This is a genomic window from Xylanibacter ruminicola (assembly GCF_900142525.1).
GTDB classification, from domain to species: domain Bacteria; phylum Bacteroidota; class Bacteroidia; order Bacteroidales; family Bacteroidaceae; genus Prevotella; species Prevotella ruminicola_A.
In genome coordinates this window covers 1-22,610 of record NZ_FRBD01000013.1, presented here as the reverse complement: position 1 = coordinate 22,610, position 22,610 = coordinate 1, and the positions used below count along the sequence as shown (strand labels likewise).

Genomic DNA, 22,610 nt, shown 5'->3' with positions numbered 1-22,610 from the left:
ATTAAAATGAAATGTTTTAATCAAATCTGGCAGATGTCCTTGCGCGAGGTGCGGATTATGATCAAGAATCCCATCTACGGCTTCTGTATGGTAGTATTTCCGCTCATTGCGATGATATTCTTTACATCGCTGATGGACGATGGATTGCCACAGGATATGCCCGTAGGTGTGGTTGATCTCGATAATACCACCACATCGCGTTCGCTCATCCGCAGACTGGATGGCTTCCAGAGTTCAAAGGTTGTGGCCCACTATCCCAGTGTGGCCGAGGCTCGTAGGGCTATTCAGGAAAATCAGATTTACGCCTTCCTATATATCCCCAAGGGCACTACCGATGATCTGTTGTCATCGCGCCAGCCTAAAATTTCCTATTATTACAACCTGGCATCTATCATGTCGGGTTCGCTGCTCATGAAGGACCTCAAGACCATTTCTACCTTAGGCTCTGCAGGAGTAGGGCAGGCCACCATGCGTGCTAAGGGCTTTACGCAGGAGCAGATCATGGCATTCTTGCAGCCCATACGTGTTGACCTGCATCAGGTAGGCAATCCCTGGACTAATTACAACTCTTATCTCTCTACCGTGTTTGTGCCAGGTATCATGATGCTGTTCATCTTCATGATATCTGCCTATTCGCTTGGTATGGAGTTGAAGTTTGATTCTGGTAAGAAGTGGCTTGAGATGGCCGATAACCGTATGGTGATAGCTATTCTGGGCAAGTTCCTGCCTCAGACACTCATCTGGTTGGCATTGATATTCTTCTACGAGTTCTATGTGTTCAGCATCCTTGGATTCCCCCATCATGGAGTGGCTATGCTGGTGGTGCTGGCGCTGCTCGAGGTGTTTGCTGCCCAGGGATTCGGTATCTTTGCTTTTGGATTGATGCCTTCGCTGCGTATGTCATTAAGTATCTGTTCGCTGTGGGCTGTGTTGTCACTTTCTATGGCAGGTTCAGCCTTTCCCGTGATGGGCATGGATGGTGCACTTCAGTCGCTATCGTGGCTGTTCCCACTGCGCCATTACTACATGGTTTATCAGATATGTGTGTTCAATGGATTCCCCTTGCTCGAGGCTTGGTTCCACTTTGTGGCCATGATCGGATTCACGCTGCTGCCGTGGTTCGTCATCGGCAAGATTAAAAACGCAATGCTTACTTATGTCTATATTCCATAGATTTGTATCAGGTATCCGCGATGCTGCCTATATTTGGTGTCAGGAGATGAAGCAAGCCGTTAAGGACGAGGGCGTGCTCATCTTCTTTATCATCGTTCCTATCATCTATCCGCTGCTTTATTCGTGGATCTATAATAACGAGGTGGTGCACGAGGTGCCTGTGGTAGTGGTCGACGATTCGCATAGCGGACTCTCGCGCGAGTTGGTTCGTAAGCTCGATGCCTCAGCCGATGTTAAGATTCTGTGTCATGCAGCCGATCTCGACGAGGCTCGCTCGCTGGTGTCTCGCCAGTTGGCTAAGGGCATTTATTATATCCCCAGCGATTTTGCCACCCGTCTGAACCGCATGGAGCAGGCTACGCTTAGTGTGTATTGCGATATGTCGCTCATGTTGGCTTATAAGGCTATCTATCAGACTGCTGTTAACGTAACTCAGTATATGGGTGCTGAGATGCAGAAGAAACTCTCAGGCAAGTACACCGTACGCGAGGAACAGATACAGGCCCGTCCGCTCGATTTTCAGGATGTGCCCATCTTTAACCCTCAGGGGGGATATGGCACGTTTGTGATTCCTGCTGTGCTCATGCTGATATTCCAGCAGACGCTGGTACTCGGTATCGGACTTGGTGCAGGTACAGCGCGTGAGAATAGTCCTACTGGCGATTTGATCCCTGTGCATCCTGCCTATAGTGGCATCTATCGCATTGTGCTGGGTAAGGCCTTGTGCTATGGCATGATCTATGCCGTTATGGGCGCCTATCTCACCTTGGTGGTGCCGCGTATATTCTCGTTTGTTACCATGGTCAAGGGCATGGATTTGCTTTGGCTCATGACACCATATCTGTTGGCATGTGTATTCTTCGGCATGACGGTAAGTTGTCTTGTTCGCTATCGCGAGAATGTGATGCTCTTGATGGTTTTCATATCATTACCATTGCTCTTTATGGTAGGCATCTCGTGGCCTCAGAGCGCCATTCCTGGCGTATGGCAAGGTATTTCCTGGTTGTTTCCCAGTACCTTCGGAGCTCGAGCCTTTGTGCGCATGAACACCATGGGCGCCACGCTTGGTGATGTAACCAATGAGTTGCGAGCACTTTGGATACAAGCCGCCTTCTATTTCGGTACTGCATGTCTGGTATATGGTCACCAGCTTCGCGTCACCCGTCGCCATACAGTATCCTCTAACTTGTAAACATTTAAAATAAACATGGATTTCACAACCATTATATTTGGATTAAGCATTTACGGATGGATTACCATACTAACCGTTGTTAGCATTTTTGTTTTCATGGCTAGGACGCATATTCCTGCCGAAGTTACATTCTTAGGAGCACTTACGGTGCTGCTGGTTACAGGTGTTGTAACTGAGGAAGAGGGAATGGCTGGCTTTGGTAGCGAACCTGTGGTAATACATGCCGCTTTCTTTGTGATTGTGGCCGGACTCAACCAGTCGGGTGTGCTTTATTGGCTAACTCATAATCTGCTGGGTAATCCTAGGAACTATCAGAATGCATTGGTTCGATTAATGATTCCTACTAGCATTCTGGCAGCTCTGCTTAATTCTGTAAATGTAGTGGCTCTGTTTATTGATGCTGTTAAGATTTGGTCTCACAAACTCAATATTGCCCCTTCAAAGCTGTTGTTACCTTTGAGCTATTCTGCTACGTTAGGTGGTATGTGTACGTTGTTGGGTAACTCGTCAAATCTGGTTATCGCAGGTTTGTATCTGCAAAAGTCGGGACAGACCATGAGTCTTATTGAACCCCTGATACCAGGTTTGCTGCTTACCGCAGTGGGTGTTGTCATGGTTATATTGCTTCAACGCTTTATTCCACCTCGTGAGTCGGTAGAGCAGTCGTTTGAGACTACTAGCGACTATACTGTAGAACTCTTGGTACCTACCGATAATCCTGCAGTTGGTGAGTCGGTCGAAGAAGCCGGACTCTATAATGTTAAGGGAGGCTCACTTGTAGAAATCGTGCGTTTCGACCGCGAAATCATCATGCCTGTACCCAAGGACGAGTGGGTGATGGGTGGCGACCGTCTGATCTATGCAGGACAGATTAACGATATTCTGGAACTTAAGCGCACTCATGGATTGGCTGCTGCCGACCATCATGTATGGAGTATTAATGATATCGATACCAAGCGCAAAATGCGTACGGCCTTTGTTAATTTCGGTAGTCCATTGATAGGCCGTTCCATTTCCAAGACTCATTTTGAGCAGCGCAACAACGTAGCTTTGGTGGCTGTGGCTCGTGCTGGTCATCGTGTTGAGGGCCAGCCACGCGAGATTATCTTAGAGGCAGGCGATAGTTTGTTGCTGGAGTGCCCACCAAAGGGAGATTTCTTGCTAGAGCAGGAAAACCGTCGCACGGTCACTTTCTTCGATAGTTATTTCGTTCCTCAGTTGGGAGCTAAGACTATCACATCGGCCATTATCTTGATTCTTATGTTCATTGTATCATCGTTCCATGCGTTTCCACTGATGGCAACCACCATGATGGCAGCAGGTTTGATGATGTTGTTAGGTTGCTGTCGTGTTTCGGGTGTTACCAAATTCATTGAGTGGGAGTTGCTACTCATTCTTGGGGCAACGGTGGTCTTCTCTGTAGCTATTACCAAGACTGGTGTTGCCGACACGTTAGCCCGAACAATACTCGACTTGTGTAAGGGCCATCCATATGTGGTTATGGTAGTGATGTGTATTCTGGCATCGCTGGTTAGCGAGTTCGTTAGCGATGTAGGTTCCGCAGCAGTATTTTTCCCAATTATGTATAATCAGGCCGAAATGATGGGGTGTAATCCCATGCCTTTTGTCATATCGTTGATGCTCAGCGTTACCATCAGTTTCGCATCGCCCATAGGTAGTAGCACTCACATGCTGGTATATGGTCCAGGATCATTCAGGTTCTACGATTTTGCGCGCTTGGGTATTTTCATGCACGTAGTGTTGTTGGCACTGATGCTGGTGATTGTTAATCTCATTTATCCTTTGTATATATAAAAATAGCGTTTTTATTTGGTATTTTGCTCACTTAATCGTACCTTTGCAGCGCAATTTTAATTATGGGAAAAGGTAAGTTAGCTAAATTTGCGGATATGGAGACATATGAGAATGTGTTCCAGTATCCGTTTTCGGTTATTGAGAATGTGCCCTTCGATATGAAAGGACACTGGCATGAGCAGTACTTCCACAACCAGAATCCGATAGTGCTGGAGCTGGGTTGTGGCAAGGGCGAATATACGGTAGAGTTGGCTAAACTCTATCCAAACATGAATTTTATTGGCGTCGATATTAAGGGCGCACGTATGTGGACTGGAGCTACGCAGGCTCTGAATGAGGGACTGAAGAACGTGGCTTTTCTGCGTACTAACATCGAGATTATCGAACGTTTCTTTGCTGAGGACGAGGTGCATGAGATATGGCTCACCTTCAGCGATCCACAGATGAAGAATCCACGTAAACGACTCACATCTACCTACTTTATGAACCGCTATCGTAAGTTCCTGGTTGATGGGGGCACCATTCATCTGAAGACAGACTCGAACTTTCTCTTTACCTATACTACTTATATGGTCGAGAAGAACAGTCTGCCAGTAATATTCCGTACAGAGAATCTGTATCACGATGAGCGTATCGATGAAGATACCAGGAAAATACTGGCTATCCAGACCTACTACGAGTCAATGTGGATAGCACGTGGATTAAACATTAAATATTTGAAGTGGAACCTGCCACGCACTGGTGAGCTCGAAGAGCCAGAGGTGGAGATTGAACTGGATGACTATCGCAGTTATTCGCGATCGAAACGTAGTTCACTTGATAAGGCTAAATAATAAGGCCTACGGATTATACGGATTTTACGGATTAATTATTACGATGGATAAAGTATTATACCCAAAAATGATAATGGAGGCGCTGGAGACGGTTACGTATGCCGGCACCAAGAAGAATGTAGTTGAAAGTGGTATGGTGGCCGATACACCTGCTGTGGCTGCCCCACAGAAGGATGGCGAGCCTTGGAAGGTAACAGTGGTGCTGGAGTTCCCCCGCGACACCGACCCATTCCTCAAGTCGACTGTTAAGGCGGCTGAGGCTGCTATTAAGTATTATTGCGCGAGGAACGAGGAGGGAGGAACGAGTAACGATGTTGAAGTTGAGATAAAGACCGAGTTTAAGAGTGCACCACGCCCAGAGGTGGGCCAGATGCTGCCTGGCGTAAAGAATATCATTGCCGTAAGTAGTGGTAAGGGTGGTGTAGGTAAGAGCACCGTATCGGCCAACCTGGCTATTGCCCTGGCACGTCTTGGATATAAGGTGGGACTGCTGGATACTGATATCTTCGGCCCTTCAATGCCAAAGATGTTCGATGTTGAGGACGAGCGCCCATACGCTGTTAAGAAGGATGGCCGCGATCTGATTGTGCCCATCGAGAAGTATGGCGTCAAGCTGTTGAGTATTGGTTTCTTTGTATCGCCAACCACTGCTACATTGTGGCGTGGCGGTATGGCTACCAGTGCGCTGAAGCAGTTGATTGCCGATGCTGATTGGGGCGAGTTGGACTACTTCATTCTCGATACCCCTCCAGGTACCAGTGATATTCACCTGACACTGCTACAGACACTGCCTATTACAGGTGCTGTGATTGTGTCAACACCTCAGCAGGTGGCTTTGGCCGATGCACGTAAGGGTATCGACATGTATCGTAACGACAAGGTGAACGTACCCATCTTAGGACTGATTGAGAACATGGCTTGGTTCACTCCTGCCGAACTGCCCGAGAACAAGTATTACATCTTTGGCAAGGAAGGCTGTAAGCAACTGGCCGAGGAGATGCAGGTACCACTGCTGGCACAGATTCCGTTGGTACAGAGTATCTGTGACAATGGCGATGCTGGTACTCCTGCCGCTCTGAGTAGCGAAACGGCTACAGGCTTAGCCTTTATCAATCTGGCTCAATCAGTAGTAACGGTGGTGAACCGCCGCAACAAAGAGAAGCCTGCCACGAAAATCGTAGGAATGAACAAATAAAGAAATCCCGCTCAAAACTGAGCGGGATTTCTGTTTTATTCTTCAACATATTTAGGCGAGGGGCCGTATTTGTTGGCCTCGGGCTTGCTGTCGAGCAGACACATGATGAACACTATCAGACAAGATACAGAGAATACGCAGCCAAGAAGGAATATAATGACAAAATCGTCAGGATGTTGCATTGCAACCTTCTCGAGGACGGACTGATTGGGATCCATCTTGTCCATCAGTTCCGTAATAGCTGTAGATGTAGATACAAAGAGGTTTGATACACATCCCAGAGCATAGCTTACGTATACCCATATAGCGCTCTTGCCTGAGTCTTGCAGGCGGCGTGCTGTGGCAGACAATGCACAGAACATATAGCAGATGGCCCAAATAGTGCTTGCCAGCATATTGTTGATAAACAACGATACGCAGAAACCTACTACCATTACTACTAGCATCCACCACCAGAACTCTGAGCGACGGCTTCGGCCCTTGAAATCCAGAATACGAACTGAGGCCATTTTGATGGCCTCAGTAAATCCAAGTGTTGGTAATTCTTTCATATGGTTTATCTCTCCAGATTACTCGATTACAACAGTGGTCCAACCGTGTTTGTCTTCGATTTCACCGTACTGGATACCACGAAGTGTGTCGAACAGCTTCTTTGACTGTGGTCCTGGCTTGTCGCCAAATGAATAGCGCTTGCCTGTGTCAAGGTCGTCGATATATGAGATGGGGCTGATAACGGCGGCTGTTCCGCATGCACCTGCCTCCTCAAATGTCTCGAGCTCTTCCTCAGGAATAGGACGACGCTCTACCTTCATGCCCAGATCCTCAGCTACCTGCATCAAACTCTTGTTGGTGATTGAAGGCAGGATAGAGGTTGACTCTGGTGTAACATAGGTGTTGTTCTTGATACCAAAGAAGTTGGCTGCACCACACTCGTCGATGTACTTCTTCTCCTTAGCATCGAGATAGAACTCGCAGGCATAACCCTTCTCGTGAGCCAGATTGTTAGCAAACAGAGAGGCTGCGTAGTTACCACCTACCTTATATTTACCTGTTCCGAGAGGAGCAGAACGGTCGTACTCGCGAACGATGACGTAAGGATTGCTTGAGAATCCACCCTTGAAGTATGGACCTACTGGGGTTACGAAAATCAGGAAGCAATACTCCTTAGCAGGGTGTACACCTACCTGGGCGCTGGTACCGATGAGCAGCGGACGGATGTAGAGTGTAGCGCCACTCTCGTATGTTGGGATCCACTCCTGATTCAGGCGAACCACTTTCTTAACCATCTCTGTAAACAGCTCTGTGCTTACCTCGGGCATCATGATGCCACGACATGTTGACTGTAGGCGCTTAGCATTCTCGTCTACGCGGAAAATACGCACCTTGCCGTCTGGGCAGCGATATGCCTTTAGACCTTCGAATGCCTCCTGACCATAGTGCAGACAGGTGGCGGCCATGTGCAGATTCAGATACTCGTCGGAGCAAACCTCTATTTCGCCCCATTTTCCGTCGCGATAGTAGCAACGTACGTTGTAGTCGGTCTTCATGTAGCCGAACGACAGACTACCCCAATCCAGATTCTTCATATTACTTTTTCCTATGTTTAAAGTTTCAATTTTGCACGCAAAAGTACACAAATAATATCAAATAATAGCAGAAATCGTAGAAAAATTACGAATTCGTAAGTATTTTCTTGATTTCGGCATCTGTTTTCGTTAATTTATCCTTGCAGAGTTTGATAAGTTCTTGGGCTCGCTTCAATTGCTCGGTCATCTGGTCGATGTCGAGTTCGTCGTTTTCCATCTTACGTACGATGGACTGAAGTTCGGCCATGGCGGCCTCGTATTTCATTTCTTCGTTCATATTGTTATTGTTTTGCCTACGGATTATACGGATTTTATTATTGATTTAACTGTCCCCTTTGCTAGGCGGGTTTCTATTTCGTCGCCTGGCTGCAGGGTGGTGGCATCTTTTACGGCTCGGCCATTGTGTATGGTAATGCTGTAGCCTCGTTTGAGTAGCAGGGTGGGGTCGAGTGCCTTGAGTTTCTCGTCAATCAGTTCCAATCGATGCTGTTCAGATACAAGTCTCCTGTCGACGGAGGTGAGCATACGCTGGGCGAAGAGATCGATCTTTGTCTCCTGACGTGTTTTTACTACCGAGAAGAGGCGTGGAATGGCCTCTTGTACAGTTGATAATTGATAATTGACGATTGATAATTTTTGCTGCACGTATTGGGTGATGCGGTTCTGTGAGTCGATGAGGGTGTCAAGCACCACCTTCAGATGGTCTATCAGCAAGGCGGCTGCAGCTGTTGGCGTTTTTACTCGCGTATGAGATACCATATCCAATATGCTCTCATCTCTATCGTGTCCAATACCAGTTATAATAGGTAATGGGAAATTGGCCACGTTCTCGGCTAGTGCCAGTGTATCGAATCCCGACATATCGCTGGTGGCACCACCGCCCCTGATAATTACAACGCAGTCAAAATCAGAATTATAAATGCGTTCCAGCGCATCTATGATACTCTGTTCTACGCCCTCACCTTGCATGATGGCAGGAAAGAGTTGGGTTTCAAACTTAAATCCGTAGGGGTTGTCGGCCAGTTGATTGCAGAAGTCGCCATAGCCTGCGGCAGTTTGCGATGAGATAACCGCAATATGTTGGCAGAACAGCGGCAACTGTAGCTCTTTCTGCAGGTCGAACACGCCTTCGTCTTTCAGCTTCTTGATGATCTCCTGACGCTTACGCGCCATGTCGCCAATAGTGTATGTGGGATCAATGTCGTTGACAATCCACGAGAAACCGTACGCCTCGTGAAACTGTGGATAAACCTGCAACAGCACCTTCATGCCGGCATGTAATGGTTGTCCGGTGGTCCGTTCAAAGTATGGGCGAATGGTGAGCCACTTGTTAGCCCAGCATTTGGCTGATGCTTTGGCGATAGGGGTGGCCGTCTGCTCATCCTTCTGTATCAGTTCCATGTAGCAGTGTCCGCGACTTTCTCTGCATTCGCTCAATTCGGCCTCTACCCAATATTCATCAGGCATTTCGCACTCGATGGATTCACGAACCAATCGATTCAGCTCAAACAAAGAATATCGCTTCGTAATCATAATTATCCGCTCGGCTCTGCCGCTTGGCTTGTCCAAGAATTATCAATTATCAATTCGTCCTACCATATACGCTCTCCAGAAGTTCGGTGTGCCATAACCATAGATGTTGTCGGGCTTTTCGTGATTACTTCCATTCTGGCGTACCAAGTCTATTATCTGTAAAGCAGTCTTGTTGGGCAGAGCCTGCCACAGACAAGCCACTAGTCCTGCCACGATGGGCGTAGAGAACGATGTGCCCATGTCGCGAATCACTGAACCGCGACCTGAGATAAGACATGCCGGACTGCCCAGCGCCATCACATCAGGTTTTACGCGTAGGTCTTGAGTAGGTCCTACACCACTGAATGGCGCATTAACGCGCTGTTGGTTCAGGGCACCTACGGTGATGGTGTTATCTGCATCGGCTGGGAAGGTTATCTTCTTCCAGGGGCCCATGCCGCTGTTACCTGCCGAGTTGACAAGGATGATGCCCTTTTGCGCCAGCATTGATGCGGTGCGCGATATGTAGGCGGTATGGCCATCCAGATCGTATTGGTGGTAATAGCCTGGCAGATTGTCGTATTCCGTATAGCCTAAGCTCGATGTAATGATGTCGGCACCAAGCGAGTCGGCAAATTCGGCTGCCATGGCCCAGTAGTCTTCTTCTACTGGCTGTTCGGTCTGCTGGTCTTCGCATCGCAGCAGCCAGTAGCGTGCATCAGGCGCGGTGCCTACCAGTACTTCTGGTTCATTGGCCGCCATGGTCGATAGTACCTTGGTACCATGGTCTGTCTCCTGATAGAAGTAGGGACTGTTGGGATATACAAAGTCCTTGGCGCCTTCTATGTTGGCCCGTTGGAAGGCTGGAATCTGATCCGCGTTCATAAATCCGCCATCCAGAATGGCAATGGTCATACCCTTGCCGCGAAAGCCTATGTTATGCAGTCGATGGCCGTAAAGCATCTCTATCTGCTCTTGACCATGGCCATATACATGACCTTTCAAACTGTCCCATGGGTTAAAATAGTAGTTTGCTTTGGTCTTTATCATGCGCTCAATGCTGTCGGGGGCTATCCACACCTGTTCACAGCGCTTCACGTATGCCTGCTTGCCAATGGCCTGCAGCAGAGTGGTGTCGGCAGAACGCACAAGCACAGAGTTGTTCCAGCGACTGGTACCGATAATCATCGATAGCACGCTGAGTCTCTTGGTGTTGCGGTTGGCCTCGTTGGCCATGCGCTCTATGGCTTTCAGATAGCCAGTGCTTACAGGCAGGTCGGTAGAGTCGAGGGCCAATCCCTGCTTGCGGCGGCGATCGATGCTCTTATGCGAAAGCCATCGTTGCGGACGGTCGAGTGTATAGCTTGATTCGCGCTTGTCTTCTAGGGTATAACGCCAGATGTAGCACTTGCCCCCAGGATATTTTTTCTTGGGAGGAGCAGTTGCGCCGGCGTGCTGTGATAGGGTTAGCGCGACTAAGATTAGGTTGAGCAGCATTAAGGCTTTTCTCATATCGAGTGCAAAGGTAATACTTTTCTTTTAAAAGTTTGTATGTTTGCTGTTTTTTTTATACCTTTGCACTCGAAAATGGAGAGTAATAATAAGATGAGTGACAACAAACAAGCCGCTTTAGCACTGGGAACGAAGCCTGTGGGTCAATTGCTGTGGCAATATGCCCTGCCAGCTATCGTAGCCATGACTGCATCAAGCCTCTATAATATTATCGACCGTGCTATGATTGGTCAGATAGTAGGTCCTGAGGCAATCGCAGGTCTGGGCATTACATTCCCCTTTATGAACTTGAGTGCGGCTTTCGGTGCAGCCGTTGGCGTAGGCTCTTCGGCTAGTATCAGTGTAAAGTTAGGACAGAAAGACTATAAGGTAGCACAAAACTTACTAGGCAACACCGTAACACTGAACCTGATTATTGGTTTCTTGTTTATGGCCATCAGTCTGGTGTTTCTTGATCCCATTCTGCGATTCTTTGGCGCCAGCGACGTGACGCTGCCATACGCCCGCGAATTTATGATTGTGATCTTGCTGGGTAATATGGTAACCCACATGTATTTTGGACTGAACGCAGTGCTGCGTGCTGCAGGAAAACCCAAGCTTGCCATGTACTCTGTGCTGTTTACGGTGGCTATGAACATTGTACTGGTACTTACCTTTGTATGGTGGTTTCGCTGGGGCATACGAGGCGCTGCTCTTGCTACAGTTACCTCGCAGACACTGGCCATGTGTTGGCAGTTGCGCCTGTTCTCGAATAAGAAAGAACTGCTGCACTTCAAGCGCGGCATGTTTAAACTCAAGGCCGATCTTGTTAAAAATATCGTGGCTATCGGCGTGTCGCCATTCCTTATGAATGCCACATCGTGTGTCATCGTCATCTTTATGAACAATCAGTTTGTTCACTATGGTGGCGATATGGCTGTGGGTGCTTACTCCATCGCCAACTCGGTGGTCATGATGTTCTTTATGTTCGTGATGGGTGTCTGCCAGGGTATGCAGCCTATTGTGGGCTATAACTATGGTGCCGAGAAGTACGACCGCATGTTGCGATGCCTGTTCATGGCCATAGGTTGTGCCACAGCTATCCTGTTGGTGGGGTGGGGCTTGTCTATGCTCTTCCCTCGCCAGATTGCCCGCATCTTTACTACCGACGAGACGCTGATCAACCTCTCTGCGCGAGGCATCAAGCTCGATATGCTGGTGTTCTTCGTGGTAGGCTCGCAGGCCGTCATTACCCACTTCTTCCAGAGTATCGGCAAGGTAAAAGTGTCTATCTTCCTGTCGTTGTCGCGCCAGCTGTTTCTGCTGTTGCCCATGGCCTTTGTGTTCCCGATGTTTTGGGATCTCGACGGCGTGTGGTACTCTATGCCGGCTAGCGACTTCGGCTCGTTTGCCATGACTATACCTATGCTCATGTGGTACATGAAGAAGTTTAAAAGTGTAGATGTGAAAAGTGAGGAGTTATGAAACATATCATCATTAATGTAGGCAGACAGGTAGGTGCCGGCGGCCAGGAGATAGGTCGCATGCTGGCACAGGATTTCGAAGCTAAGTTCTACGATCGTGAACTGCTGAATCTGGCTGCCAAGGAGAGTGGATTCTCTGAGAAGTTCTTTAAGCAGAACGACGAGAAGAAAGGTTTTTTGCGCGGACTGCTCAATATGCAGTCGCCTCATCTCAGTGGTGGCAGCCTGTATGGTTCTAACTTCTCGCAGGAGAGTCTGTTCAAGTTTCAGAGCGATGCCATCCGCAAGGCGGCCGAAGAGGGTAGTTGTGTGTTCCTGGGCCGTTGTGCTGACTATATTCTTCGTGATTTCGACAATGTGGTCAACATCTTCATCACGGCATCGATGGACTTCCGTGTAGATTTAGTGTCAAAGGTAAAAGAGCTCGATGCTGAGCAAGCCCGTAAGTTGATAGAGCATGTTGAGGCCCGTCGTGCGCAGTACTACAATTACTACACAGGTAAGAAGTGGGGTGCTGCCGAAAGCTACGACTTCTGTATCGATGCCAGCATCTTAGGCCTCGAGGCCACAGGGAAACTTATCGCTGAGTACATCCGTCAGAGATTTGAGATATGAAACGAATCGGCATTCTGAGCGATACACATAGCTATTGGGACGATAAGTACCTGCACTACTTTGAACCCTGCGACGAGATTTGGCATGCAGGCGATATCGGTAGTGTTGAGGTGGCCGAGAAGCTGGCTGCCTTCCGTACGTTCCGTGCAGTATGTGGCAATTGCGATGGGGGCGACTTGCGACTGATGTATCGTGAGCTTAATCGCTTTAAGTGTGAGGATGTCGACGTGCTCATCAAGCACATTGGTGGCTATCCTGGCAACTACGATGCTTCAATCCGCTCACAGCTCTTTGCCAATCCGCCACAGTTGTTCGTGGCTGGACACTCGCACATACTGAAGGTAAAGTACGACAAGACACTGAACCTTCTTCACATCAATCCGGGAGCTGCCGGCATACAGGGCTGGCATAAGGAGAGAACCCTCATTCGTCTGGCTATCGACGGGAAGGATTTTAAGGATTTAGAAGTTATAACATTAGGAGATCATGTATAGATATACGGTAATGGCTGTAGCTACGGCAATTATTTTTGCTGTTGTTTACATTATACTTACTCTGATTTTCGGAACTGCAATCGATTGGAGCGGACTTTTGTTTGAGTCGATTGCCTTTGGAATTATCATGACTGTTATACAGTATTATAGTGAAAGAAATAAAAATAATATAGAAGAAGTATGAAAAGAACTATCGTAATTACTGGAGGTGCAGGCTTTATCGGCTCACATGTAGTTCGCCTGTTTGTGAACAAGTATCCTGAGTATCACATCATTAACCTCGACAAACTGACCTATGCTGGTAATTTGGCTAACCTGAAGGACATCGAGAACAAACCAAACTATGAGTTTGTAAAGATGGACATCTGCGACTTCGATGCTTTCTACAAGCTCATGCAGGATAAGAAGGTTGATGGTATCATCCACCTGGCTGCCGAGAGTCATGTAGACCGCTCTATCAAGGATCCGTTCACTTTTGCTAAGACCAACGTCATGGGTACCCTGTCGCTGCTTCAGGCAGCTAAGCTCTATTGGGAGTCTCTGCCTGAGAAGTACGAGGGTAAGCGTTTCTATCATATCTCTACCGATGAGGTTTATGGTGCACTCGAACTCACTCACCCTGAGGGTATCGAGCCTCCATTCACCACTACCGCCTCTAGCTCAGAGCATCATCTGGCTTATGGCGATCAATTCTTCCTCGAGACTACCAAGTACAATCCCCACTCACCATATAGTGCATCTAAGGCATCGAGCGACCACTTTGTGCGCGCCTTCCACGATACCTATGGCATGCCGGTAGTTGTAACCAACTGCTCAAACAACTATGGTCCTTATCAGTTCCCTGAGAAACTGATTCCTCTGTTCATCAACAACATCCGTCACCGCAAGCCACTGCCAGTTTATGGTAAGGGCGAGAATGTGCGCGACTGGCTCTATGTGGAGGATCATGCTCGTGCCATCGACGTCATCTTCCACAACGGTAAAATTGCCGATACTTATAACATCGGTGGATTCAATGAGTGGAAGAATATCGACATCATCAAGGTGGTCATCAAGACCGTCGATCGTCTGTTGGGTCGTAAGGAAGGTGAGGATATGGATCTCATCACCTTCGTTACCGACCGTGCTGGTCACGACCTGCGTTACGCCATCGACAGCTCTAAACTGCAGCGTGAACTCGGTTGGGAGCCCTCGCTCCAGTTCGAAGAGGGTATCGAAAAGACCGTTCGCTGGTATCTCGACAACCAGGAGTGGCTCGACAATGTAACCAGCGGCGATTACCAGAAGTATTACGATAATATGTATGCCAACAGATAATCTCTCACACGAACTGCACTCATATCTGGTTCGTATAGGTCTGAACCCCACCAGTCTGTCACCTCAAATGGAGCACTATCTGGAGCATCTGCTCTACCTGCTGCCCCCTGAGGAGGAAGAGGCTGTAACGCATTATTACGGACTCTTTGGCTGCCAGCGCAAGTCGCTCCAAGAGATAGCCAAGGACTTCAAGATGTCGCAGGAAGACGCCCTGGCCCGCATCGACCAGTGTATCCGTAAGCTGGCCGTTACCCCCGAGTGGCAAATGTTGAAACAAACAATTTAATCAATATGAAGAAGATACTATTACTAGGCTCAGGTGAACTCGGTAAGGAGTTCGTGATAGCCGCCATGCGTGCAGGACAGTATGTGATTGCCTGCGATCGTTACGACAATGCACCAGCCATGCAGGTGGCTGATGAGCGCGAAGTGTTCTCTATGCTCGATGGCGATGCTCTCGAGGCTGTTGTTAATAAGCACAAGCCCGACATCATTGTGCCCGAGATTGAGGCTATACGCACAGAGCGCCTGTTCAAGTTCGAGGAGCAGGGCATCCAGGTGGTTCCTTCTGCCCGAGCCGTTAACTTCACTATGAATCGTCGTGCCATCCGCGATCTAGCTTCAAAGGAGCTGGGACTGCGCACCGCCAAATATTTCTATGCAAAGACCTTCGATGAGTTCAAGGCTGCTGCCGATGAGATAGGTTTCCCATGTGTGGTTAAGCCATTGATGTCGTCATCAGGTCATGGCCAGAGCTATGTTCATAACGACGATGAGCTCGAACAGGCCTTCAAAGAGGCTATGGAAGGCTCTCGTGGCGATGTGAAAGAGGTGATCATCGAGGAGTTCATCGACTTCGATTCAGAGTTCACCCTGCTCACCGTTACTCAGAAGAACGGCTGGCCCACACTGTTCTGTCCTCCCATCGGACACGTACAGAAGGCAGGCGACTATCGTGAGTCATGGCAGCCCTATAAGATTTCCGACGAGGCACTGAAGCAGGCTCAGATGATGGCCGACAAGGTAACTAAGGCCTTGACTGGTGCCGGCATCTGGGGTGTTGAGTTCTTCCTCACCAAGCAGGGCGAGGTCATCTTCAGCGAGCTCTCACCACGTCCACACGATACAGGTATGGTTACCCTTGGTCACACCACCAACCTCAGCGAGTTCGAGCTCCACTTCCGTGCTGTCATGGGTCTGCCCATCCCAGCCATCCACTTGGAGCACGCTGGTGCATCGGCAGTCATCTTGTCGCCCAAAGAGGCTTCTACACCAGTCGATCGTTCACTGCTCGACTACAACTTCGACGAGGCTCTGAAGGAGGATCGCACCCGCATCCGCATCTTCGGTAAGCCCGAGGCCCACAAAGGTCGTCGCATGGGTGTAGTACTTTGCTATGGCGAGGTTGGCGACGATGTAGACGCGCTGCGCGAAAAAGCAAAGCGCTTGGCTAAGACCGTGCTGGGCACCGACCCCTACACCAAGTTCGAGCATTAATCGTCGGTGATGGATAAAGTCAGAACCATAGATCTGCCTAAGATTGTCGACCCGCGTGGCAACCTCACGGTGGCCGAGGAGATGAAGAACGTGCCGTTCGATATCGCCCGTGTCTACTGGACTTACGATGTGCCGTCGGGCGAGCGTCGTGGCGGACATGCCCATCGCACCTGCGAAGAGGTGGTTGTGGCAGTGAGTGGTTCTTTCGATGTAGAGGTGTTTGATGGCAAGGAGCATCAAACGTTTCATCTCAACCATCCCTATCAAGGTGTATATATAGGTACAGGCGTATGGCGCACACTCGAGGACTTCTCGAGTGGCGCCGTTTGCTTAGTGCTCGCTTCTGAACTGTTCAACGAGGATGAGTACATCTACGATTACGACGAATTCCTTGAGTATGTGAAATGATAAAGGTAAGGCAATATCAGTTTACGAGCCAGGATTTTGACGAGTGGAATGCGTTTGTAGCCCAGTCGAAAAATGGTACTTTCCTGATTGACCGTCGATATATGGACTATCATCTGGATAGGTTCAATGACTTTTCGATGATGTTTTATTCTGGCGATAAGCTGGTGGCTGTCATGCCGGCTCATCACGATAACGTTACGCTGTATAGCCATTGCGGATTGAGTTATGGAGGACTGATACTTAGTCGTAAAATCTCGGCAGCACAGGTGTGCGAGTTGTTCCGCGATTTGAACTACTGCCTGCGTGAGATAGATCAGTTTAAGCATGTGGTATATAAGTCTATCCCGTGGATTTATCACCGTCTGCCATCCGAGGAACCGCTTTATGCACTCACCAAGGTATGTGGTGCCAGTATCAAATCGCGCGATGTGGCATCGGTGGTCATGCTCGATAATCGTATTTCATTCACTCAGTTGCGCCGCCGTGGTGTCAAAAAGGCGGTTAAGGCTGGTGTGCAGGTGGTTGAGGAGGCTGACTTCTCACCATTCTGGCAACTGCTCGAAGCAAACCTTATGTCCCGCTACCAGACCAAACCCGTGCATAGTCTTGCCGAGATTAGCCTGCTCAAGTCGCGCTTTCCTCAAAACATCCGCTTGTTTGCTGCTTATTGTGGCAGCGAGATTGTGGGTGGAACCGTGCTATATATCGATGGCGCTGTGGTCAAAACGCAGTATATCTCGGCCTCCGAGGCAGGCCGACATATCGGCGCTCTCGATATGCTCTTCTCAACGCTACTCGACAGATTCGCTGCCGAGGGCTATCGCTATTTCGACTTTGGTACCTCCAATTTCAAGACCAGCGACGACCTCCACACATCGCTCATCTTCCAGAAGGAAGGCTTTGGCGGTCGCGCCGTTTGTTACGACACTTACCAGTACGATTTATGATCAAGTATCTCGACCTGAAGACTATCAATGCGCCATTCCAGCACGCGGCTAACGATGTGCTGCAGAGTGGTTGGTATCTCAAAGGCGAGTACACCCGTAGGTTCGAGGAGGCTTATGCTGCTTATATTGGTACCAGATACTGCATAGGCTGCGCCAATGGTCTTGATGCACTCACGCTGATATTCCGTGCATATATCGAACTGGGTGTGATGCAGAAGGGCGACGAGGTTATCGTGCCTGCCAACACCTATATCGCTTCTATCCTGGCTGTCACCGAGTGCGGCTTAACCCCGGTTTTGGTCGAGCCCGATATCAACACCCTGCAGATTGACGATGCCCTCATCGAGGCGGCCATCACCTCGCGCACCCGCGCCATCATGATTGTCCACCTCTACGGTCGCTGTGCCTATACCGATAGGATAGGGGATATCTGCCAAAAATATAATCTTAAATTGGTTGAAGACAACGCCCAGTCTCACGGCTGTACATATCTCTCACCCGCTCACTCCCTTACCTCCTCACTTCCCAAACAAACTGGTTCGTTTGGCAGCGCCGCTGCCAGTAGCTTCTATCCCACCAAAAACTTGGGTGCTTTTGGCGATGCAGGTGCTGTGACTACCGATGATGAGGCTTTGGCCGAGGTGATACGGTCGATGGGCAATTATGGCTCATCGGATAAGTATGTTTTTGATTATGTTGGTCGCAACAGTCGTATCGATGAGATTCAGGCTGCCATCCTGCTCGAGAAGCTCAAGACGCTTGATGCCTCCAACGCCCGCCGCAAGGAGATTGCTTCCTTATATATTAATAAGGTAGACAATCCATTCATCCGCATCCCCAAATGCCATGATCGCGACTGCGTTTGGCATATTTTCCCTGTTCTTTGTGAGCACCGCGATCGTTTGCAGCAATATCTGCAGGACCATGGCGTAGAAACTCAGATTCATTATCCCATCCCCCCGCACAAACAGCGTTGCTATAAGGAATGGAATAACCTCTCCTTCCCCATTACCGAACAAATCCACGCCGAGGAACTCTCCATCCCCTGCAATCAAGCATTAACCGATAATGAGGTTAATACGATAATAGATTTATTGAATAGTTTTACTCCGGCATAAGTAGTATCGTGGCGCTGCGGGCGGCTTGGGCACCCATCACTAGCACCTGCGCGATATCCGCCGTTTTCGATGGACCGCTGATGAAAACACCATACCCATCGTACTCCTTATCAAACTCTATGCGCTTATAAGCCTCGTGCATATTGTTCACAATCTGACTCTTTGGCAACAGGATGATCAGGTTCTCCGAGATAAAGCACACAGCTTTCTCCTTCATCGTCTGCGGAATCCAGATGCATGCATTCTCAGCCACACCGAACTTCCCACGGATGATACCTACATCCGTACCGTTCAGATCGCGTGCACGACCTGCGGTGTCCGGGTTTCTGGTGGCGATGGTAATCTCCGGCAGGTTCGATGCTATCTCCTTGGCGTCAGGAAACAGCTCTTTTATCAGCACATTGACATCACGTCCTGGGTCAACCTCAATCACCTGTCCGCCCACCATCTCGGTCATCTTCACAAACTGTACCAGTGGGTTGGGGTAGGTGATAGCCTTAATATCACTCAAATCGGGCATGTCGAAACCGGTTTTACCGCTTCGCTCGTCGAAGAATCTCTCCCTCACATTTGCCCTATATTTCTTCAGTATATCGTCTTTGTTACTCATAACTCTTCATTTTCACTATTCACTTCTTTATTTCCTTCCACAACTTATGGAACGGTTTCTTCGGGAATTCCATCATCTTATGTCCCTCTGCCCACGGGTTCAATCCGCAGTTGATGATGGGCGATGGAATGATGTTTGCCCAGTGGGCCAGTGCCGTTCCCAGGTTGTACATGCCCTCACTGCCGTAGAACATGCTCATGCCCTTACACATCATCTTTTTCTGTGGGTTGGCCGTGCCAAACTCATCCAGCTGCTGACGCCACATATAAATCTGGTCGCCCAGGTTTATTTTCGCTGGACATAGTGCCTGACAAGAGTTACACAGCGTGCAGGCACTCACGTTGCCCGAGTGCTTCTCTGGGTCGCGCAGCATGCCTAGGTTGATGCCGATAGGGCCGGGGATAAAGTAGCTGTAGCTGTATCCGCCACTACGACGATATACCGGACATGTGTTCATGCACGATCCGCAACGGATGCATTTCAGTGCTTCCCAGTGTTCAGGATTGCCCACCCATTCGCTACGTCCGTTGTCCACCAGCACGATGTGCATCGGGTTGGCTGTTGGGCGTGCCTTGCGGAAGTGGCTGGTAAACGTAGTCGTGGGCTGACCCGTTCCTGCGCGACAGAGCATGCGCTGGAATACGGCCAGACAGTCGTAGTTCGGAATCACCTTCTCCAGTCCGATGGCGGCGATGTGCAGTTTTGGGCACGATGTCGACATGTCGGCATTACCCTCGTTGGTGCACACTACGATGTCGCCCGTCTCGGCTATACCGAAGTTGGCACCCGTCATGCCGGCATCGGCTGTTAGAAACTCGTTTCTCAGACTCAGTCGTGCCACGTAAGTCAGATACGTGGGGTCGTGGTTACCCTTTTCGCTGCCCAGCTTCTCTTCAAACAGCTCGCCCACGTCGTCGTGGTTCAGGTGGATGGCTGGCATCACGATATGACTGGGTGCCTGCCCCTTCAGCTGGATGATGCGCTCACCCAGGTCGGTCTCTACCACCTCTATGCCGTGCTGCTCCAGATAGGGGTTCATGCCGCATTCCTCCGTCAGCATCGACTTCGATTTCACAAGCTTCTTTACGTTATGGTTCTTCAGTATGCCATACACTATCTCATTGAATTCGTGTGCATCCTTAGCCCAGTGAACGATACATCCGTTCTCCTCGGCCTTGGTGGCAAACTGGTCAAGATATTCGTCCAGATGGGTGATGGTGTGGCGCTTGATGGCACTGGCCTTTTCGCGCAACTGCTCCCATTCCTCCAGTCCGTATGCCATATTGTCACGTTTGGTGCGTACTGCCCAGAAAGTGGCGTCATGCCATTTGGCGTAAGTCTGGTTCTTCAAGAACTCCTTTGCTGCATTACTATGTGCTGTACTCATATTTTGATTTTACTATTTTACGATTTGACTATTTAACTATTAAATTGTGAAATTGTCCAATAGTTCAATTGTCCAATCTCACAGTCCTGCTGCCAATATCTCCACCACATGCAGGAACTGTACATCTAGCCCCCGTTTCTTGGCCACACCCGCCATGTGCATCAGGCACGAGCAGTCTGGTCCGGTCACGAATCTCGCTCCGGTCTTCATGTGGCGTTGAATCTTGTCTACGCCCATCTGCTCACTCACGGCCGTCTCCTCGATCGAGAACATACCGCCAAATCCGCAGCACTCGTCAGGGCGCTCGGGCTCCAGCACCTGTATGCCATCTACCAGGTTCAGCAGATCTTTCACCTTATTAAATTTTGGCACGTTCTCCTCGCTGGGCGAACTCAGTCCCAACTCGCGCACACCGTGACATGAGTTGTGCAGACTCACCTTGTGGGGGAATGTTCCCAATGGATGATTCACCTTGATTACATCGTGCAGAAACTCTACCACGTCCATAATCTTGCCCGATGTCAGGCATTCGTGCTTACCTTTTAGCAGCCGTGGGTAGTTCAGTTTGATAAATGCCGTACAACTCACCGATGGAGCCACCACATAGTCAAAGTCCTTAAACTTATCTTCGAATTTCTCGGCCAGTGGTATGGCCTGATTCTCAAATCCGGCGTTTGCCATTGGCTGTCCGCAACAGGTCTGATTCAACGGATAGTCCACATCCAGCCCCAGATGCTTCAATAGTTTATAAGTGGCTACACCTACCTGAGGGTACACCACGTCTACATAGCAGGGAATAAATAATCCGATCTTCATATTCGTTAGTGTATTATTACGTTCGTTTTTAGTTATTTATGAGGGCAAATATAGTGAAAAATCTCCAAAAATACTAATAATATCTCATTTTATATCACTTATTTATGTTTTATTAAAAGTAAATACTTACCTTTGTGGCATTATATTTGCCGTATAGGCCATTGTATAACGAATCAATAGATTGTTTAACGAACAAAAATTTTAGATTATGAATTATAACAATTTAGATTTCAATCTGTCGAGCCGTGAGCGAGAGCTCTCGATGTCGGCTGCCTTCCCTGTATTGATGAGGAAGGTTTATGTGTGGATGACTTTGGCGCTCGCTCTTACGGGCTTCACTGCTTATGGCGTAGCTACCAGTCCTGGCATCATCACCGCCCTGTATTCTAACAGCATCCTGCTTTGGGGCTTGGTTATTGCCGAGTTTGCTATTGTGTTCGGTGTGAGTGCAGCCATCAATCGCCTGTCGCTTACCACTGCCACACTGCTCTTTGTGCTCTATTCTGTCATCAATGGCGCACTGTTCTCGTCTATCTTCCTAGTTTATACCATGTCGAGCATCGCCAGTGTGTTCTTTATCACTGCAGGCACTTTTGGCGTCATGGCCCTCGTGGGTTATACCACTAAGAAGGACCTCTCGTCTATGGGTAAGATTCTGTTCATGGCCCTTATCGGTATCATCATCGCTACCATTGTCAACATCTTCCTGAAGAGCTCTGGTCTCGAAATGATTGTCAGCTATCTGGGCGTTTTGATCTTTGTGGGGCTCACCGCCTACGATACTCAGAAGATTAAGAATATGCTTTTGATGGCTCCCGATGCCAGCGAGGCTTCTCAGAAGATTGCACTTTTGGGTGCTCTTAACCTCTATTTGGACTTCATAAATCTCTTTATTTATCTGCTGCGCATTTTTGGACGCCGCGAATAGGCTTCTACGCGTACATTATATATAATAGAGATATAAAAGTGTAATTTTGTAAATATTCCCGAAAACTTTCATGTTTTTGGGAATATTTTTTGGAAAATGTTTGGAGGTTTGGAAAAATTGCCGTACCTTTGCACCCGCTTTCGCTCAAAAACGATAGCAAACTAAGAAAGAGTTCTTTGAAAGATTTACATA

The 22,610-nt window shown here is 48.7% G+C and carries 24 protein-coding genes; 16 read left to right on the top strand and 8 right to left on the bottom strand.

Annotated elements, in window-relative coordinates; all coding sequences use genetic code 11:
- The first annotated feature begins 6 nt into the window (after positions 1 to 6).
- The 5 genes from BUB86_RS09370 to BUB86_RS09350 all read left to right on the top strand — a co-directional run bounded on the left by BUB86_RS09370 (position 7) and on the right by BUB86_RS09350 (position 6,208).
- Positions 7 to 1,173, top strand: coding sequence for an ABC transporter permease (locus BUB86_RS09370; protein WP_073208764.1), 1,167 nt, complete (start codon positions 7 to 9; stop codon positions 1,171 to 1,173).
- Positions 1,157 to 2,365 (top strand): ABC transporter permease, encoded by a 1,209-nt coding sequence (locus BUB86_RS09365; protein WP_073208763.1) that lies wholly within the window; start codon positions 1,157 to 1,159, stop codon positions 2,363 to 2,365. The genes BUB86_RS09370 and BUB86_RS09365 overlap by 17 nt, the downstream gene beginning before the upstream one ends.
- A 15-nt stretch (positions 2,366 to 2,380) precedes the next feature.
- Positions 2,381 to 4,180 (top strand): SLC13 family permease, encoded by a 1,800-nt coding sequence (locus tag BUB86_RS09360; RefSeq protein WP_073208762.1) that lies wholly within the window; start codon positions 2,381 to 2,383, stop codon positions 4,178 to 4,180.
- A 62-nt stretch (positions 4,181 to 4,242) separates the two neighbouring features.
- Entirely contained in the window at positions 4,243 to 5,013 is a 771-nt protein-coding gene (trmB, locus tag BUB86_RS09355) for a tRNA (guanosine(46)-N7)-methyltransferase TrmB (RefSeq protein WP_073208761.1), read from the top strand.
- A 43-nt stretch (positions 5,014 to 5,056) separates the two neighbouring features.
- Positions 5,057 to 6,208: an Mrp/NBP35 family ATP-binding protein gene (locus BUB86_RS09350; protein WP_073208760.1), complete on the top strand. Its 1,152-nt coding sequence runs from the start codon at positions 5,057 to 5,059 to the stop codon at positions 6,206 to 6,208.
- 35 nt (positions 6,209 to 6,243) lie between these two features.
- Here the strand turns inward: BUB86_RS09350 and BUB86_RS09345 are convergent, their stop codons facing one another.
- The 5 genes from BUB86_RS09345 to BUB86_RS09325 form a co-directional block, all read right to left on the bottom strand.
- The gene (locus tag BUB86_RS09345) at positions 6,244 to 6,759 is read right to left on the bottom strand and encodes a DUF805 domain-containing protein (RefSeq protein ID WP_073208759.1); all 516 of its coding nucleotides are present in this window, start codon (positions 6,757 to 6,759) and stop codon (positions 6,244 to 6,246) included.
- An 18-nt stretch (positions 6,760 to 6,777) separates the two neighbouring features.
- Positions 6,778 to 7,794: a branched-chain amino acid aminotransferase gene (locus tag BUB86_RS09340; protein WP_073208758.1), complete on the bottom strand. Its 1,017-nt coding sequence runs from the start codon at positions 7,792 to 7,794 to the stop codon at positions 6,778 to 6,780.
- A gap of 85 nt (positions 7,795 to 7,879) precedes the next feature.
- Complete coding sequence (xseB, locus tag BUB86_RS09335; protein ID WP_073208757.1) at positions 7,880 to 8,071, bottom strand: exodeoxyribonuclease VII small subunit; 192 nt, start codon at positions 8,069 to 8,071, stop codon at positions 7,880 to 7,882.
- A 23-nt stretch (positions 8,072 to 8,094) separates the two neighbouring features.
- Complete coding sequence (gene xseA, locus BUB86_RS09330; protein WP_073208756.1) at positions 8,095 to 9,327, bottom strand: exodeoxyribonuclease VII large subunit; 1,233 nt, start codon at positions 9,325 to 9,327, stop codon at positions 8,095 to 8,097.
- Between the two features lie 42 nt (positions 9,328 to 9,369).
- On the bottom strand, positions 9,370 to 10,818 hold the full coding sequence (locus tag BUB86_RS09325) for a S8 family peptidase (protein ID WP_073208754.1): 1,449 nt from the start codon (positions 10,816 to 10,818) through the stop codon (positions 9,370 to 9,372).
- A 75-nt stretch (positions 10,819 to 10,893) separates the two neighbouring features.
- Between BUB86_RS09325 and BUB86_RS09320 the strand changes: the two genes are divergently transcribed.
- The 10 genes from BUB86_RS09320 to BUB86_RS09275 are packed head-to-tail and all read left to right on the top strand — an operon-like array spanning position 10,894 to position 18,677.
- The gene (locus BUB86_RS09320; RefSeq protein WP_073208752.1) at positions 10,894 to 12,282 is read left to right on the top strand and encodes an MATE family efflux transporter; all 1,389 of its coding nucleotides are present in this window, start codon (positions 10,894 to 10,896) and stop codon (positions 12,280 to 12,282) included.
- Complete coding sequence (locus tag BUB86_RS09315) at positions 12,279 to 12,896, top strand: AAA family ATPase (protein WP_073208750.1); 618 nt, start codon at positions 12,279 to 12,281, stop codon at positions 12,894 to 12,896. The genes BUB86_RS09320 and BUB86_RS09315 overlap by 4 nt, the downstream gene beginning before the upstream one ends.
- Positions 12,893 to 13,390 (top strand): metallophosphoesterase family protein, encoded by a 498-nt coding sequence (locus tag BUB86_RS09310; protein ID WP_073208748.1) that lies wholly within the window; start codon positions 12,893 to 12,895, stop codon positions 13,388 to 13,390. Before BUB86_RS09315 ends, BUB86_RS09310 begins: the two co-directional genes overlap by 4 nt.
- A gap of 10 nt (positions 13,391 to 13,400) precedes the next feature.
- The gene (locus BUB86_RS17655; RefSeq protein WP_175549469.1) at positions 13,401 to 13,574 is read left to right on the top strand and encodes a hypothetical protein; all 174 of its coding nucleotides are present in this window, start codon (positions 13,401 to 13,403) and stop codon (positions 13,572 to 13,574) included.
- Entirely contained in the window at positions 13,571 to 14,707 is a 1,137-nt protein-coding gene (locus BUB86_RS09300; protein WP_073208743.1) for a dTDP-glucose 4,6-dehydratase, read from the top strand. The genes BUB86_RS17655 and BUB86_RS09300 overlap by 4 nt, the downstream gene beginning before the upstream one ends.
- Positions 14,694 to 14,993 carry a hypothetical protein gene (locus tag BUB86_RS09295; RefSeq protein ID WP_073208740.1) on the top strand — a complete coding sequence of 100 codons (300 nt, stop codon included), beginning with the start codon at positions 14,694 to 14,696 and terminating at the stop codon, positions 14,991 to 14,993. Before BUB86_RS09300 ends, BUB86_RS09295 begins: the two co-directional genes overlap by 14 nt.
- Before the next feature lie 5 nt (positions 14,994 to 14,998).
- The gene (purT, locus tag BUB86_RS09290; RefSeq protein ID WP_073208738.1) at positions 14,999 to 16,204 is read left to right on the top strand and encodes a formate-dependent phosphoribosylglycinamide formyltransferase; all 1,206 of its coding nucleotides are present in this window, start codon (positions 14,999 to 15,001) and stop codon (positions 16,202 to 16,204) included.
- A gap of 9 nt (positions 16,205 to 16,213) precedes the next feature.
- Positions 16,214 to 16,612 carry a sugar 3,4-ketoisomerase gene (locus BUB86_RS09285; RefSeq protein ID WP_073208736.1) on the top strand — a complete coding sequence of 133 codons (399 nt, stop codon included), beginning with the start codon at positions 16,214 to 16,216 and terminating at the stop codon, positions 16,610 to 16,612.
- Complete coding sequence (locus BUB86_RS09280) at positions 16,609 to 17,559, top strand: GNAT family N-acetyltransferase (RefSeq protein WP_073208734.1); 951 nt, start codon at positions 16,609 to 16,611, stop codon at positions 17,557 to 17,559. The genes BUB86_RS09285 and BUB86_RS09280 overlap by 4 nt, the downstream gene beginning before the upstream one ends.
- Positions 17,556 to 18,677: a DegT/DnrJ/EryC1/StrS family aminotransferase gene (locus BUB86_RS09275; RefSeq protein ID WP_073208732.1), complete on the top strand. Its 1,122-nt coding sequence runs from the start codon at positions 17,556 to 17,558 to the stop codon at positions 18,675 to 18,677. The genes BUB86_RS09280 and BUB86_RS09275 overlap by 4 nt, the downstream gene beginning before the upstream one ends.
- On the opposite strand, the gene BUB86_RS09270 is transcribed toward BUB86_RS09275, so the two are convergent.
- The 3 genes from BUB86_RS09270 to BUB86_RS09260 all read right to left on the bottom strand — a co-directional run bounded on the left by BUB86_RS09270 (position 18,664) and on the right by BUB86_RS09260 (position 21,490).
- A complete protein-coding gene (locus tag BUB86_RS09270; RefSeq protein ID WP_073208730.1) occupies positions 18,664 to 19,287 on the bottom strand; it encodes a lactate utilization protein C in 624 nt (207 codons plus the stop codon). The genes BUB86_RS09275 and BUB86_RS09270 overlap by 14 nt on opposite strands.
- Before the next feature lie 19 nt (positions 19,288 to 19,306).
- Positions 19,307 to 20,674 (bottom strand): lactate utilization protein B, encoded by a 1,368-nt coding sequence (locus BUB86_RS09265; protein WP_073208728.1) that lies wholly within the window; start codon positions 20,672 to 20,674, stop codon positions 19,307 to 19,309.
- Positions 20,675 to 20,752: 78 nt separating this feature from the next.
- On the bottom strand, positions 20,753 to 21,490 hold the full coding sequence (locus tag BUB86_RS09260; RefSeq protein WP_073208726.1) for a (Fe-S)-binding protein: 738 nt from the start codon (positions 21,488 to 21,490) through the stop codon (positions 20,753 to 20,755).
- A gap of 208 nt (positions 21,491 to 21,698) precedes the next feature.
- Here BUB86_RS09260 and BUB86_RS09255 point away from each other — a divergent pair, with 208 nt between their 5' ends.
- Complete coding sequence (locus BUB86_RS09255; protein ID WP_073208724.1) at positions 21,699 to 22,418, top strand: Bax inhibitor-1/YccA family protein; 720 nt, start codon at positions 21,699 to 21,701, stop codon at positions 22,416 to 22,418.
- The last annotated feature ends 192 nt before the right edge of the window (positions 22,419 to 22,610 follow it).

What these genes read in the sequence shown, in the direction of transcription:
- BUB86_RS09275 (WP_073208732.1), top strand. Translation starts at nt 17,556, where the DNA reads ATGATCAAGTATCTCGACCTGAAGACTATCAATGCGCCATTCCAGCAC.
- BUB86_RS09345 (WP_073208759.1), bottom strand. Translation starts at nt 6,759, where the DNA reads ATGAAAGAATTACCAACACTTGGATTTACTGAGGCCATCAAAATGGCC.
- BUB86_RS09370 (WP_073208764.1), top strand. Translation starts at nt 7, where the DNA reads ATGAAATGTTTTAATCAAATCTGGCAGATGTCCTTGCGCGAGGTGCGG.
- BUB86_RS09360 (WP_073208762.1), top strand. Translation starts at nt 2,381, where the DNA reads ATGGATTTCACAACCATTATATTTGGATTAAGCATTTACGGATGGATT.
- xseA (WP_073208756.1), bottom strand. Translation starts at nt 9,327, where the DNA reads ATGATTACGAAGCGATATTCTTTGTTTGAGCTGAATCGATTGGTTCGT.
- BUB86_RS09285 (WP_073208736.1), top strand. Translation starts at nt 16,214, where the DNA reads ATGGATAAAGTCAGAACCATAGATCTGCCTAAGATTGTCGACCCGCGT.
- BUB86_RS09300 (WP_073208743.1), top strand. Translation starts at nt 13,571, where the DNA reads ATGAAAAGAACTATCGTAATTACTGGAGGTGCAGGCTTTATCGGCTCA.
- BUB86_RS09280 (WP_073208734.1), top strand. Translation starts at nt 16,609, where the DNA reads ATGATAAAGGTAAGGCAATATCAGTTTACGAGCCAGGATTTTGACGAG.
- BUB86_RS09260 (WP_073208726.1), bottom strand. Translation starts at nt 21,490, where the DNA reads ATGAAGATCGGATTATTTATTCCCTGCTATGTAGACGTGGTGTACCCT.
- BUB86_RS09320 (WP_073208752.1), top strand. Translation starts at nt 10,894, where the DNA reads ATGGAGAGTAATAATAAGATGAGTGACAACAAACAAGCCGCTTTAGCA.
- xseB (WP_073208757.1), bottom strand. Translation starts at nt 8,071, where the DNA reads ATGAACGAAGAAATGAAATACGAGGCCGCCATGGCCGAACTTCAGTCC.
- BUB86_RS09255 (WP_073208724.1), top strand. Translation starts at nt 21,699, where the DNA reads ATGAATTATAACAATTTAGATTTCAATCTGTCGAGCCGTGAGCGAGAG.
- BUB86_RS09325 (WP_073208754.1), bottom strand. Translation starts at nt 10,818, where the DNA reads ATGAGAAAAGCCTTAATGCTGCTCAACCTAATCTTAGTCGCGCTAACC.
- BUB86_RS09340 (WP_073208758.1), bottom strand. Translation starts at nt 7,794, where the DNA reads ATGAAGAATCTGGATTGGGGTAGTCTGTCGTTCGGCTACATGAAGACC.
- BUB86_RS09315 (WP_073208750.1), top strand. Translation starts at nt 12,279, where the DNA reads ATGAAACATATCATCATTAATGTAGGCAGACAGGTAGGTGCCGGCGGC.
- BUB86_RS09310 (WP_073208748.1), top strand. Translation starts at nt 12,893, where the DNA reads ATGAAACGAATCGGCATTCTGAGCGATACACATAGCTATTGGGACGAT.
- BUB86_RS17655 (WP_175549469.1), top strand. Translation starts at nt 13,401, where the DNA reads ATGGCTGTAGCTACGGCAATTATTTTTGCTGTTGTTTACATTATACTT.
- BUB86_RS09350 (WP_073208760.1), top strand. Translation starts at nt 5,057, where the DNA reads ATGGATAAAGTATTATACCCAAAAATGATAATGGAGGCGCTGGAGACG.
- BUB86_RS09365 (WP_073208763.1), top strand. Translation starts at nt 1,157, where the DNA reads ATGTCTATATTCCATAGATTTGTATCAGGTATCCGCGATGCTGCCTAT.
- BUB86_RS09295 (WP_073208740.1), top strand. Translation starts at nt 14,694, where the DNA reads ATGCCAACAGATAATCTCTCACACGAACTGCACTCATATCTGGTTCGT.
- BUB86_RS09265 (WP_073208728.1), bottom strand. Translation starts at nt 20,674, where the DNA reads ATGAGTACAGCACATAGTAATGCAGCAAAGGAGTTCTTGAAGAACCAG.
- trmB (WP_073208761.1), top strand. Translation starts at nt 4,243, where the DNA reads ATGGGAAAAGGTAAGTTAGCTAAATTTGCGGATATGGAGACATATGAG.
- BUB86_RS09270 (WP_073208730.1), bottom strand. Translation starts at nt 19,287, where the DNA reads ATGAGTAACAAAGACGATATACTGAAGAAATATAGGGCAAATGTGAGG.
- purT (WP_073208738.1), top strand. Translation starts at nt 14,999, where the DNA reads ATGAAGAAGATACTATTACTAGGCTCAGGTGAACTCGGTAAGGAGTTC.